This is a genomic window from Nitratiruptor sp. YY08-26 (assembly GCF_016593215.1).
Lineage (GTDB): Bacteria > Campylobacterota > Campylobacteria > Campylobacterales > Nitratiruptoraceae > Nitratiruptor > Nitratiruptor tergarcus.
Genome location: NZ_AP023063.1, coordinates 98,768 through 112,140, shown reverse-complemented (window position 1 = coordinate 112,140; position 13,373 = coordinate 98,768). Strand labels below are relative to the sequence as shown.

The window sequence follows — 13,373 nt, the reverse complement described above, 5'->3', positions numbered from 1 at the left end:
AGACCCCACCCAGATACCCGCGGCGCCCGGACAGCTGCGGTGCTCTGCTGCGTTCCCGCCCTGAAGCTTTGCCGCAACTGTCCGTCGCACGGGTCTGAGCGGAGCGTTCAAAGTAGCAGACTACTCTCAGCGCTCCGCTTGGAAGAGGTATTATACCATAAATCTATGGCGGAGAGAGAGGGATTCGAACCCTCGAGGGGCTGTTAACCCCTACACGCGTTCCAGGCGTGCGCCTTCAACCACTCGGCCATCTCCCCATCAATTTATGGTAAGCTCGTGATTTTAATTCATGGCGGGGAGGGTGGGATTCGAACCCACGGTAGGCTCATCACCTACGCCGGTTTTCAAGACCGGTGCGTTCAACCAGCTCCGCCACCTCCCCAGAGGCAGCAATAAGTGGAGGCGCCACCCGGATTCGAACCGGGGATCAGAGCTTTGCAGGCTCCTGCCTTAGCCACTTGGCTATGGCGCCAAAAATTGCAGAAGAAATTATACACAAAAAAAATTTAATTTTCTATTATGGTGCCCGAGGCCGGACTTGAACCGGCACGGAGAAAACCTCCGAGGGATTTTAAGTCCCTTGCGTCTACCAATTCCGCCACCCGGGCAGCATAAATCTCTCCACAACATCTATTGGTCTTCACAATGGATGTAGGGCGTGATTTGCTATATCCATGAGAGTTTATGGAGCGGGAGACGGGATTCGAACCCGCGACCCCCTCCTTGGCAAGGAGGTGCTCTAGCCTCTGAGCTACTCCCGCAAATGTTGGAATGAAATTATAGCTAAAAAAGTGCTCTTTGTAAATATGTGGGGGTGTAGTATAATTATCAAAACAAAAAGTTAGGAGAAGTTATGCGAAGTGATGAGATAAAAAAGGGGTATCAACGTGCTCCACACAGAAGTCTTTTACGTGCTGTTGGTCTCAAAGATGAAGATTTTGACAAACCCTTTATCGGTGTTGCCAACTCCTTTATAGAAATAATTCCAGGCCACTTTTTTCTCAATAAATATGCTCAGATTATTAAAGATGAGATCCGCAAGAATGGATGTGTTCCTTTTGAGTTTAATACTATCGGTGTAGATGATGGGATTGCCATGGGGCATGATGGCATGCTCTACTCTCTTCCTAGTCGTGAAATTATCGCTAACTCTATTGAAACAGTTATGAATGCCCATAAGCTTGATGCGATGATTGCAATTCCAAATTGTGACAAGATTACTCCTGGGATGATAATGGGGGCTTTGAGGGTCAATGTCCCTACTATTTTTGTAAGTGGCGGTCCTATGCAAGCAGGACACCTCAGCGATGGCACCCCAATAGATCTGGCAACCGCATTTGAAGCGGTAGGCAAAGTAGCACAAGGAGAGATGAGCGAAGAACAGCTTTATGAGATCGAGTGTGAAGCGTGTCCAAGTGGAGGAAGTTGCTCAGGAATGTTTACAGCAAACTCAATGAATACACTCATGGAAGCGATGGGAATTGCTCTTAAAGGAAACGGTACCATCCTTGCTCTCACACCTGAGCGAGAAGAGCTTTTGCGTCAAGCTGCAAGATGCATCTGCGAAATAGCAAAAGATAAGAAACTAACAGAGCAGTATCGCATCCGCAATATCATTAATGAAAAGGCTGTACACAACGCTTTTGTTGTCGATATGGCCATGGGTGGCAGTACGAATACTGTGCTACACATGATGGCAATTGCCAAAGAGGCGGGAGTCGATTTTGATCTCGCAAAACTCAATGAAATTAGCAAGCATGTTGCTCACATTGCTAAGATCTCCCCGAGCTTGCAGACAGTCCATATGGAAGATATTCACAAAGCTGGTGGCGTGAGCGCAGTGATGAAGGAAGCAAGCAAACGCAGCGATACAGTACTCTACCTCGATAATCCCGTTATTGAAGGAGGCACTGTAGCTGATAGAATCAAAGATGCTAAAGTTCTTGATACCTCTATTATTCACCCTGTTGAAAACCCTTACAGCGAAGTGGGAGGTCTTGCAATTCTTTTTGGAAATCTTGCGCAGGAAGGAGCAGTAGTTAAAACAGCAGGCATAGATCCTAATATGCGAGAGTTTACTGGGAAAGCTATTTGCTTTGATAGTCAGCAAGAGGCTATTGATGGTATTATTGGAGGTAAAGTCAAACCTGGACATGTAGTAGTAATTCGCTATGAAGGTCCTAAAGGAGGGCCTGGTATGCAAGAGATGCTAGCTCCCACAAGTCTTATAGCCGGTATGAATCTTGGTGATAAAGTTGCTCTCATCACTGATGGACGCTTTAGTGGAGCTACAAGAGGAGCTAGTATTGGACATGTAAGTCCAGAAGCTGCAGAAGGAGGCGTTATAGGACTCTTGCAAGATGGAGATGAGATCTATATCAACGTAGATACCTATACACTTGAAGTCAAACTCAGTGATGAAGAGCTTGAAGAGCGCCGTAAAAACTTCAAACCAAAAGTTAAAGATGTTCCGGGACGCTGGTTACGCCAATATAGATCTCTTGTTACAAATGCAGCCCATGGGGCTATTTTAAAAGATGAGTGCTAAGGCTCTTATAACCTATCGCAGCGCCGCTGCGAGCAGGGTTACACTTCTCGATTCTCTTAAAACCTATCCTTCCATATTGCGAAAAAAAATTAAAAAACAAAAACTCTATGCAGGAGACTTTGTTGAAGGCGAAATTATGGGTGATCAATTTGTTATCGAAAAGATTGAACCTCGCAAAAATCTCTTAGTTCGTCCCCCTGTCGCCAATGTAGATAATGTTCTTATAGTAATGGCTATGAGGAGCCCCGATTTTGATAGCTATCTTTTAGATAATTTTTTAGCAGTTTATGAATATAAAAAGATTGAGCCTATCATCATTTTCAATAAAATAGATCTTTTGGAAGATAAGAGCGAGCTTGAAACATGGATAGATCTCTACCAAAACATTGGCTATGAAGTAGTTGCTCTTAGTGCTATGCAAGAGGATGGGATACAAAAGATAAAAAAATATATTCAAGATGATATCACTATTGTAGCCGGCCCAAGTGGTGCTGGAAAATCGACACTTCTCTCTAAACTTCTTGAAATAGATCTTAAAACAGGCGAGGTCAACCATAAGCTGGGACGAGGGCGCCACACGACAACTGCTGTAACACTCTATCCATTTAATCATAACTCCTTTATTGCAGATACTCCTGGATTTAGTAAAGTAGAAGCTACATACTTTATGGACAAAAGAGAAGTACACCGCTACTTTAGAGAGTTTTTGTGCTACCACTGTAAATTTCCTGACTGCACCCATACTAATGAGCCTGGATGTGCAGTGAAAGAGGCTGTGAAAAAGGGTGAAATTAGTTGCAGTCGATTCAAAAATTATTTAAAAATTATGCAATTTTTTTGGAAAGAATTCGATACTATATGTAAATAAAGAAGGAAAAAGATGCGTCCCTCACCTAAAAATATTGAATCACCATTTAATATTGAAGATGTCTTTTTTTCTAAAACCGATGCTCACGGTAAAATCATTTACGGAAATAGAGTATTTTACAATATTGCAAAATACTCACCCAAAGAACTTAGAGGAAAACCTCACAATATAATTCGCCATCCCGATATACCCCGGGCTGTATTTTATTATCTCTGGGACTTCATAAAACATAACAAACCTTTTGCAGGATATGTAAAAAATATGGCAAAAGATGGTAGCTACTATTGGGTTTTTGCAATCGTTTTTCCAATTATAGAACATGGTAAAAAAAGTGGCTATCTCTCTGTACGTATCAAACCTACCACCAAATTTTTTCCAATAGCACGAGAGCTCTACCATGAACTTCAAACCATTGAACAACAAGAGGGTATGGAGATCTCAAAAAAGGTTCTTTTACAAAAGATTAAAGATTTAGGCTTTACTAGTTATGAAGAGTTCATGATCACTGCTCTTTTAGAAGAGTTTCGTTCTAAAGAGCACTATTTTCAACTCTCAATCGATCCAGATAAACTTGCTGATATTCCTCGCCTCAAACATATTTACGAAATGGCAAAAGTTATAGAGCATATTTATAGTGCTTTGAAAAATAGACTCTATTTTTTTATTGATTTGGGAAATGAACTAGAAAAAAAGTTTCGTGATATTTTTGAAATCACTGATGAACTCTCTCTTATTGCCCTCAACTCATCAGTAGAAAGCCATAAAATAGGTTCAATCGGTGCATCTTTTGCTGTAGTTTCCAATGAGATCAAGAAAGATGCTGAACGTATAGGCAAACATATTGTTGTCTTGCGCAAAAACACACAAAAGCTCTATGGCCTAATCCAAAACACCATTTTACATCTTCTTTCACTCAATATCGAGATATTTGCGATTCTATACTACCTCAAAGAGACCATTGAATATGACAGTTGCAATGAAGGTGAGTGCATAGACAAATTGGAAGATTTTGTAAAAGTTTTGCAATCTTCAACTATGGAAGTGACAAAGGAGTCTAACATTCTTAAAAATCATATTGAAGAGACTCTTCTTTTTATCAACAAAATAGAGCGCCTTATTAAAGAGCTTCACTATATTCAAATAAATGGTTTGATAGAAGCATCTAAGCTTGAAGATATAAAATTTACTATTATTTTTCAGCAGGTACAAAATCTGGTTGAAAATACTAATAAGACCCTAGAAGAGATAGCTCCATCTATGAACACTGCTCTCAAATACATCTGCGATATTGAAGAAAATATTAAAGAGGTGGATTTATATCTTAAGCATCTGCTTTAAAAATAACTTCAACTAGCTGTCTATCCCTTTGGCGAATCTCCCCTACAAAAATATCTCCTCTTTCTACGCTTCCTACACCTTTTGGAGTACCACTCATAATGATATCACCATCATCAAGACCAAAAATAGTATCAATATCTTTTACCAAAAAATCTGGTTTATAAATCATGAGTTCTACCCCGCCCTTTTGAACAAGTTCACCATTTTTATGCAGTACTACTTCCATTCCATGCCAATCTTTAATCGCTACAAATTTACTAAAAAGAGCAGAATTTTTAAAAGCTTTTGCCCTCTCCCAAGGAAGACCTTTTGCTTTTAGTTTTGATTGGATATTTCTTAAAGTCAAATCAAATCCAAATCCAACGCCAGCTATTTGTCTGTTTTGTATCAAAAAGCAAATCTCTGCTTCATAATGAATCCCATCTCTTGCTATAAGCTTATCTCCAATTGAAGAGTTTGGCTTGATTAAATAGACCGGTTCATCGGGGATTTCATTATTGAACTCTTTTATATGCTCTACATAGTTTCTTCCAATACATACTATTTTACAAGGAACTATTTTTTGATTGACAAAAGTTACAGTTTGCATTACTTATTTTTTCTATACTTTCTAAAAACCCTTTCAAAATCTATTTTTGCAGGACATTTGCTCTCAGTAAACTCATAAGTTTCATGGGAAAAGTCACCCTCTTTAATAAATCGCTCGCCATTATGCTTAAATATTTTTGCACGCAAATCATCCATATATATAAGTACATAGTATTTTACTCCCTCTTTTTCATAGAGAGAAAATTTTACTACCTCATCACGTCTTGCAGTTTTGGGAGAGATTATCTCTACAATTATGAGTGGAGCTTTTGCTATGTAATTTTCATTCTCATCATCACATACTACTGCAATATCTGGACGTACAACTGTATCTTCAGCAATCTTATAATCTTCTTCTACCAATACTTCACACTCACCACAATCTTCAAACCACTCTTCCAATTGCGTAGAAATTTTTACACTCAAACTCTGATGACGCTTTACTGGAGATGGAGCCATCGTATAGGCCACTCCATCAATCAGCTCCCAATCACCTTCCCACAGCTTATAATCTTCATATGTATAATGTTCTAGATTTTCAAGTGCTCCCATGAAGTACTCCTCTACTTCATTGTACCAAGTTTCTCTCCAAAAGCTAAAATCTTAAAATATTTCCCCAACCACCAAATAAAAAGTACTAAAAAAAGTGCAGCACTTATATCAAAAAATGGAAAAACTTTTCCTTGTGCGGCAAAAAGGCTAAATAGAACTCTTCCTAACACAACAATTTGCGTAAAATAGAAGATCCATACTGTCACCCTATCTACTCGCAGCATATTACCACTATGTCCCAATGTCACCCGTGTACCAAATCCTATAAGGATAGTAGTCAAAAATCCTAAGAGCAAAAGATGCAAAGGGAGTGCAAAACTGTAGACTCCCGAAAAACGCTCATACGCCTCTATCAGTGAACCAAGTATTAACCCACCAGCTAGCCAAAAAAAGGCTATATGCAAAATCCAAAGTAGAGGCTCTTTGTTTGGAAAAGGAAGGGCAATCTTTTTGAGTTCCCATGCTATCAAAAGACCAGCGAGAAGATCTACTACAAAAACTCCAGCAGGATAGAGACCATGCAAGAACGAATGGAGCAAAAAGAGCACAAAAATCTCTAAATGCAAAAATCTATTCCTTTTCCAATCCATAACATGGCTAAAAAACGGCACCATACGCAGAGCTACCACAAAAGCTAAAAATATCATATAAAGATAGACACCAAAATTGACTGCAGTATCGAAAAAAACTTGGGTATTACAACGACACGATATTTGTGAAAGCAAAAAGAGAATATCACTTATAGCTCCTACACCCAAAGCTACAATTATCCAATATTGATCCTTTTTAGGAAGCTGGCAGGATTTATAAATCCTATAAAATGTACGTAAAGTAAGAGCAAATCCAGCTGCGACAAAAAGAGCTGCTGCAAAGAGGGCAAAAGGAAGCCATATTGATACCAAAAAACTGAGAGTTGCTATTAACTGCAGGAGAAAAACAGTTAAATAAATTCTTGCATCTATTGGCATAGTTCCAGAAAATCGCGGAAAAGTGGTATATAAAAACCCATAAAAGAAATTGGTAAATACTAAAAAAATCATGGAGTAACTATGAAAAAACTTAGCATCAATATCAAAGACACCTCTATATGCAAGGACAAAAAGTCCCATAAAAATAATTGCATTTACTATTCCTAAAACAAAAAAAGGCTGATGGGGCTGGGAAAAAAAGTAGTCACGTCTAGAGAGCTTTTGCTGCGTAAATTGCATATATCTCCTTTTTTTAAAAAGTATATCCTATCCTCTTATTATGTTGCATTGATATAAAGCAACTTGTTCTTTATCAGAGATTTTTCTGTTTTCTTTCCTTAATAAAAACTGTTTTTTTCAACAGGTTTTATACAAAAAAAAGAAAAAGTAAGATTCGATTAAGTTATATTTTGTTACTATTTACTTAACAATCAGTAAGGACAATAAATGAGCAAAAAAGAGGAGATTCTTACAATTGCTGCAAAGCATTTTGCTACCTATGGCTATACAGGAATCTCTTTGGATAAAATCGCCAAAGAGGCTGGTATTACAAAGCCAGCAATCTATTACCATTTCACCAACAAAGATGAACTCTATGAGGCGGTACTACTTTTTCGATTTGATAGGCTTTTGAGTCATTTGAATGATAAAGTTGTAGCAAAAAAACCGGTAGAAAAATTAGTGCAATATATTGAAGGTTTTGGAGAGTTTTTGCAACAAAACCCCTGTTTTGCAGCGATTTTGGCTCATGAATTCGCTGATAACGGGAAGCATATGAGTGATACTGCTGCACGATATCTTTCAAAAACTCTCAATTTACTGACATCGATTCTCAATGAAGGAATCGAAAAAGAGGAGTTTGCGATAGAAAATCCCATGGTGGTGCAGATGATGATCGTGAGCTCACTCATTATGCATCAAACGACCAAAGAACTTCGTAAGCGTGTGGCGAGTTTTGTAGAAGGGTATGAGGTAATGCCTGAACCAAATATAGAGGATTTTGCAAAACTGTTAGCTAGAAAAATGATAAAACTAGTAAGGAAAGTTCCATGAAAAAAATGTTTATCTTATCGGTAGCTGCATTTGTCACTCTGCAGGCATCCCAGCTGCAAGAGCTTTTTAAAGCTCTAAAAACGAAGCCTGTTACTGAAGTGGACAGGATCGCCATAGATATTGCAAGACTGCAAAAACAAAAAATAAAGGATAGTCTCTATCCGGAGTTCAACCTCTTTGCCAGTTATGAATACTACAACCGTGATACAAACCTAAGACCCGTTCCTCCTCCGGAAGCCAGCAGGCACATAGCCAAAAAAAAGCCTCTTCCCTTTGCCAAAAATATCCAGCGAATTGGTGGGACGTTTTCAATGCCCCTGTTTGTTAAAAAGCTTTTTACACTCCAAAAAAAGCTCGATTTTTTGATAGAGGCTGCAAAACTCAAAAAAGATTTAGATATTTATAAAAACGAAGCGATTCTGCTTGCAAGTTATGCAAATCTAAACTATTTGAAAGATCTCAAAAGAGCGCTCAAAGCCAGAAAAGCATCGCTTCTTAAAACCTATGAAGATGTGAAAATAAAGGTTGAAAGTGGCAGAGCTGCTCCAATTGCTTTGGACAAGATCGAGTCTGTACTTGATAGTTTAGACATTGCTTTGGAAAATGTCAAAGCAAATGAAGCCAAAGCAAAAGAAGCAATTGAAAGCCTTACCGGAGTTGCAGTATCACAGATTGAGCCTGTAGTGCAAAAAAATGCAATTGAAAAAAATGAACTTTTTGTATTGAAGCTTTTTGATCAAAAGATCAAAGCACAAAGAAAAGATGTAGAAGCTAGCAAAGATGAGTTTGTTCCAAAGCTGATTTTGCAAGGAAGTTATACGAAAGATTATGCTCAAGATGATGTGATGTTTGATAAAAGTATCGATACCGATTATGCAAGTTTAGCACTCAAGCTTATTATACCGCTTTCAAAAGCGAATCTTACGCAAATCGAAATTGCAAAATCTGCTCTTTTAAAGGAGCAAAAACAAAAAGCCAAAACAAAACTTGAGCTTCAGGCCCAAGCAAAATCACTCCAAAAACAGCTTACTTTCAATGAAAGAGCACAAAAACTTGCACAAAAAAAAGTCCGCCATCAAGAAGAGCTTTTGCGCTATGCAAAAACGGCATATGATGTGGGAAGACTTACCCAAGAGGAGTACTTAAGATATGAAGAGGCGCTATTAGATGCTGAAGCAAATCTAGCTTCGCTCAAAGCAAAAAAATGGCAGATTGTTGGAAAACTTGCCGTACTTTACGGAAATGATCTAGAAAGGATTGTCAAATGAAAAAGTGGATTAAACTCCTTATCTTCTTACTGATTGTAGTGTTACTCATTATAGGTGCTGTAAAGCTTGTAAAAAAGAGAAAAGCCCTAGAATCTGCGATTCCTATTGCAAAAGAGTATGCGGTATTGGTACATACACTGCAGCCAAAAACGAAGCATGTGACTCTAACAGCTGATGCGATAGCGGTAGTACAAAATGATGCAAACATGAAGATAGCTTCAAAATATCCAGGCCGAATTATTGCGTTAGCAAAAGTTGGAGTAAAGGTTAAAAAAGGGGATATTGTTGCCAGGCTTGATGATACTCCTTTGCAATCAAAACTGACAAGTCTCAAAGCGCAAAAAGAGGCTGTAGCGCAAAGCATTGCTTCTACAAAAGTGGTTTTAAGCAATCTCAAAAAGATTCATGCAAGAACCAAAAAGCTTTTAGCTGTTAAGGGTGCTTCTATTGAGCAGTATGAAAAAGAGCAAAATCAAATTAGCGCTACAAAAGCACAACTTGCAAGTCTAAGAGCGAAATTGGCTTCTTTAAAAGAGAGTATTAAAGAGATTCAAAATGAGCTTACCTATACAACTTTACGCTCAAGCGTTGACGGTGTTGTTGCAAAACGATTTGTGAATGAAGGTGATATGGCGATGCCAGGGAAGCCAATTATTGCAATCAATACCAACACAGATAGTTATTTGACAGTGAGACTGCCAAAAGATATGCCTGTTTTTGGTGTTGTTTACAATAAAAAGGTCTATCCGGTTACGCCGTTACAATCAACATTCCACTCTTTGGCTGAATATAGAGTAGATGTTGAAGACAGCAGTTTGATTGCAGGAGAGCGAGTCAATATCGAAGTAGTAACTTTTCAGGGTGATGCAGAGCTTTTACCGCATGATGCAATCTTAAATCGCAATGGGAAAAGCTATGTTCTGGTTGTAAAGGGCAATAGCGCGGAGGCAAAAGAGGTACATATCATAGAAAATGCCAACCAAGGTGTCGTTGTAAAAGAGAGTCTTAATGGCAAAAAAATCGTTGTTGCAAAACCGGATATCATGCTTAAACTCTTAAGTGGAATAAAGCTTAAAGAGATAAAAGGATAGCGTATGTTTGAATATTTTTATAAACGGCCCTATCTGCTCTTTAGTTTAATTGTTGGCTTTTTTGCGATGGGGATTATTGGATTGAAAGCACTTCCAAAAAATCTTTTCCCAGATGCCAACAGACCTCAAGTCGTGGTCATTACATCAGTGCCTGGAGCAACGGCCGAGGTTGCAGCAAACACAGTAAGCAAGCCAATAGAAGAAGAGATTAGCCGAATCAGTCTGGTTCGCGATGTCAGCAGTGTGAATGTGGCAAACTTTTCCATTGTAAAGGCTGAGTTTGAGTATGAAAAGGGACTTGAAGCTGCAGCTGTGGATGTGGCAAACGCTTTATCCATTGCTAGAGGGAAACTTCCCAAAAACGCCAATCCTTCTATCTATACAGTAGGGGATTTTACGCTTCCTGTCGAAGTTGTGGCACTGAGTCCTAAAAATGGCAATATCAGCTTAGCTGAGATTCGAAAAATCGCCGAGTCGCATATCAAGCCATACCTTTTAGCCAATCCTCATATTGGAAATGTTGAGGTTTTTGGAGGGTATCAAAGTGCCATCAATATCGAAGTCGATCCATTTAAAGCCAAAAAGTATGGAGTCGATTTTGACACATTGGCAAAAGCGTTGTTCGCTCTCAATAAAGATATTCCAATAGGATTTACCAAAAGCAAAGAGAGCTTTTATACCATTACCTATTATGGTGAAAAAGACAATATTGAAAAGCTCAAAAATCTTCATATCTTGCCAAATGTCAAACTAAGCGATATTGCAAAGGTATCTTGGAGCTATAAAAAACGAACAAGTGGTTATCTTGGAAACGGTAAAAATGCGATTGCTCTGTCTATTCAGCGAGCGCCAGGCGGAAGTGTGTTGGATGTAAGTGATGCTGCAAGAGCAGAGATTGAAAAACTCAAAAAACTCTATCCAAATATCGATTTTGAGATTGCCGATACGCAACGAACACTCATTGAAACAGCCAATGAAAATATGCTTGAAGCCCTAAGAGATGCAATTGTCTATACCCTTTTGGTGCTGCTTTTCTTTCTTGGAAATTTTCGAGCGATTTTGGCTGCCGGTATTTCGATTCCGCTTGTCTTTTTTGGAACGATTGCAATTATTTGGCTGGGTGGAGGAGAGCTCAATATCGTAATCTATACCGCTATTATTTTGGCTCTCGGGATGCTGGTTGACGATGCTGTTGTTGTGCTGGAAAATATCGAAAGACACCTGGAACTCAATGAAGATATGCAAACCGCAATCATCAATGGTACCAAAGAGGTTTTAGGACCGGTCTTTGCTGGAACCGCAGGTACGATTGCAATTATTTTTCCATTGATGTTCGTAGGAGACTTTCCAGAGCATATCTTTAGACCCCTTATTTCAACGCTTATTATTGCACTGCTTGTGAGCTACTTTTTATCCATTACTTTTATCCCACGCTTTTCAGCGGTGCTTTACAAAAATGGAACAGGCAAAACAAAGGTTGAGCGATGGTTTGAGGATGTCTATAAATATACTATAGGACGACTGATTGGTCCCTATGTGAGTGTTTTGAAGTTTTCCAATGGAAAGTGGTGGGCACTGAGGCGAATGATGCTCACAGCTGCTGTTATGCTTACATTTGTCTTGAGCCTCAAAAATGTTATGCCTTTGATTGGAAAAGATGTGATGCCTCCAATGGATACGGGGATTATTAAAGCGCAAGTTGCTTTTAGTGCCAATGAGACTGTCGATAGTGCTGAGAAAAAACTGCACAAATTTTTGGTATGGCTTCATAAACAGCCTTGGGTAAAATCAAGCTCCGTTGCCTTTGGGAGCGAGTCCGGGGTATTGAGTCTTGGAAGCGGAAATTTGCCTAGTGAAGCAACGATTACGATTAATGCAGTGGATCGATTCCATAGGAAAAAAACGATTTGGGAACTTGAAAGCATTATTCGAGATAAAATCGCCCAGCTTCCGGGTGTGAAGAAAAACGATGTCTTTGATTTTGGAGCGACTGCCCTTTCAACCATTAAAGCGCCTCTTGATATTCGTATCAAAGCCGCTGATTATGAGAAACTCCCTGATAAGGCAAAAGAGGTCATTGATGCGATACGAAATGTCAAAGGGCTCACTTCCATTAGTCAAAGCTGGGATAAAGATTTTCAAGAAGTGGTCATCAATATCGACAAAAACAAAGCACTTTCTTATGGTGTCACACCATATCAGATTGCTATGCAAATACCAATCAAGGGTCAAATTGTCTCACTTGCAGCCGATATGGCTACGATGAATACGCAGTTTGTGAGGATGTATCTCAAAGGCAAATTCAATGAAAATATCCAAAACCTCAAGCTTTTGCCAATCAAAACAAAATTTGGCGAAATTCCTTTAAACGAATTTGCAAAAATTTCGTATCAATTGACTCCGGCAAAAATTGAAAGAGATAAACTGCTCTATAGCATTGATGTGAATGGATACAGAGCAAAAAGACCGGTTACACACATTACAGATGATGCCAATAAAGCGTTGCAAAAAGTTGATACAACCGGCTTTGTCGTAACGCAAGAAGGAGATATCGCTCAGCTCCATGACAGCTTCAAGCGAATGATAAAAGCGATCGCCATTGGGGTGATTATTCTTATTATGACTCTTGTAGCCATTTATGAATCGGTTCGGCTTGCGATCATTATGATTTTGGTGTTGCCGCTTTCTATGATTGGAGCAGCTTGGGGAATGCTCATTTTCCATAAACCAAGCTGTATGCCGAGTATGGTAGGGCTACTCCTTCTATTTGGAATTATCATTAAAAATGCAGTCCTTTTAATTGACTTTTACAAAGAGTATGAAAAAGAGGGAAAAAGCCCATTTGAAGCGGCGATTGAGAGTGTTAAGGTGCGATTTCGCCCTGTTATGATGACAGCGTTTGGAACGATTGCCGGGATGATTCCAATCGCTTTAGAGCAAGCGGTGGGGTTAGAGCGACTCAGTCCTTTGGCAGATGTGGCAATCGGCGGGCTTTTGGTAGGAACGCTTTTGACACTTATTTATGTACCAATGTATGCCTATATCACAGATCCTAGAAATAAAAAAACTAATCCGATAGAAAAAATTACTGAATAAGGA

General features: G+C 39.0%; 10 protein-coding genes, 5 tRNA genes and 1 other RNA gene. 7 read left to right on the top strand and 9 right to left on the bottom strand.

What is annotated here, in order from left to right; genetic code table 11:
* Positions 1-3 precede the first annotated feature (3 nt).
* The 6 genes from ffs to JG738_RS00665 form a co-directional block, all read right to left on the bottom strand.
* Positions 4-101, bottom strand: an RNA gene (gene ffs / locus JG738_RS00690) — signal recognition particle sRNA small type.
* A gap of 65 nt (positions 102-166) precedes the next feature.
* A tRNA-Ser gene (locus JG738_RS00685) sits at positions 167-257 on the bottom strand.
* Between the two features lie 33 nt (positions 258-290).
* A tRNA-Ser gene (locus JG738_RS00680) sits at positions 291-382 on the bottom strand.
* A 15-nt stretch (positions 383-397) separates the two neighbouring features.
* Positions 398-472: transfer RNA gene (locus JG738_RS00675), tRNA-Cys, on the bottom strand.
* A gap of 48 nt (positions 473-520) precedes the next feature.
* Positions 521-608 (bottom strand) — tRNA-Leu (locus tag JG738_RS00670).
* 77 nt (positions 609-685) lie between these two features.
* Positions 686-761 (bottom strand) — tRNA-Gly (locus tag JG738_RS00665).
* A 92-nt stretch (positions 762-853) separates the two neighbouring features.
* Between JG738_RS00665 and ilvD the strand changes: the two genes are divergently transcribed.
* Genes ilvD through JG738_RS00650 form a run of 3 tightly spaced genes read left to right on the top strand, consistent with a single transcriptional unit; the run spans position 854 to position 4,754 of the window.
* Positions 854-2,548 carry a dihydroxy-acid dehydratase gene (gene ilvD / locus JG738_RS00660; RefSeq protein WP_201337886.1) on the top strand — a complete coding sequence of 565 codons (1,695 nt, stop codon included), beginning with the start codon at positions 854-856 and terminating at the stop codon, positions 2,546-2,548.
* The gene (rsgA, locus tag JG738_RS00655; RefSeq protein ID WP_201337885.1) at positions 2,538-3,416 is read left to right on the top strand and encodes a ribosome small subunit-dependent GTPase A; all 879 of its coding nucleotides are present in this window, start codon (positions 2,538-2,540) and stop codon (positions 3,414-3,416) included. Before ilvD ends, rsgA begins: the two co-directional genes overlap by 11 nt.
* Positions 3,417-3,428: 12 nt before the next feature.
* Positions 3,429-4,754, top strand: a complete 1,326-nt coding sequence (locus tag JG738_RS00650; protein WP_201337884.1) for a PAS domain-containing methyl-accepting chemotaxis protein — start codon at positions 3,429-3,431, stop codon at positions 4,752-4,754.
* On the opposite strand, the gene JG738_RS00645 is transcribed toward JG738_RS00650, so the two are convergent.
* From JG738_RS00645 to JG738_RS00635, 3 genes are read right to left on the bottom strand one after another with little or no spacing between them, the layout of a single operon-like run.
* Complete coding sequence (locus JG738_RS00645) at positions 4,738-5,343, bottom strand: fumarylacetoacetate hydrolase family protein (RefSeq protein WP_201337883.1); 606 nt, start codon at positions 5,341-5,343, stop codon at positions 4,738-4,740. The two genes, JG738_RS00650 and JG738_RS00645, sit on opposite strands and share 17 nt — an antisense overlap.
* Positions 5,343-5,894 (bottom strand): Uma2 family endonuclease, encoded by a 552-nt coding sequence (locus JG738_RS00640; protein ID WP_201337882.1) that lies wholly within the window; start codon positions 5,892-5,894, stop codon positions 5,343-5,345. Before JG738_RS00640 ends, JG738_RS00645 begins: the two co-directional genes overlap by 1 nt.
* An 11-nt stretch (positions 5,895-5,905) precedes the next feature.
* Positions 5,906-7,102 (bottom strand): NnrS family protein, encoded by a 1,197-nt coding sequence (locus JG738_RS00635; protein WP_201337881.1) that lies wholly within the window; start codon positions 7,100-7,102, stop codon positions 5,906-5,908.
* Positions 7,103-7,309: 207 nt separating this feature from the next.
* On the opposite strand from JG738_RS00635, the gene JG738_RS00630 reads away from it, so the two are divergent.
* Genes JG738_RS00630 through JG738_RS00615 form a run of 4 tightly spaced genes read left to right on the top strand, consistent with a single transcriptional unit; the run spans position 7,310 to position 13,370 of the window.
* Entirely contained in the window at positions 7,310-7,915 is a 606-nt protein-coding gene (locus JG738_RS00630; protein ID WP_201337880.1) for a TetR/AcrR family transcriptional regulator, read from the top strand.
* The gene (locus tag JG738_RS00625; RefSeq protein WP_201337879.1) at positions 7,912-9,183 is read left to right on the top strand and encodes a TolC family protein; all 1,272 of its coding nucleotides are present in this window, start codon (positions 7,912-7,914) and stop codon (positions 9,181-9,183) included. The genes JG738_RS00630 and JG738_RS00625 overlap by 4 nt, the downstream gene beginning before the upstream one ends.
* Entirely contained in the window at positions 9,180-10,274 is a 1,095-nt protein-coding gene (locus tag JG738_RS00620) for an efflux RND transporter periplasmic adaptor subunit (protein WP_201337878.1), read from the top strand. Before JG738_RS00625 ends, JG738_RS00620 begins: the two co-directional genes overlap by 4 nt.
* A gap of 3 nt (positions 10,275-10,277) precedes the next feature.
* Positions 10,278-13,370: an efflux RND transporter permease subunit gene (locus tag JG738_RS00615; protein WP_201337877.1), complete on the top strand. Its 3,093-nt coding sequence runs from the start codon at positions 10,278-10,280 to the stop codon at positions 13,368-13,370.
* The last annotated feature ends 3 nt before the right edge of the window (positions 13,371-13,373 follow it).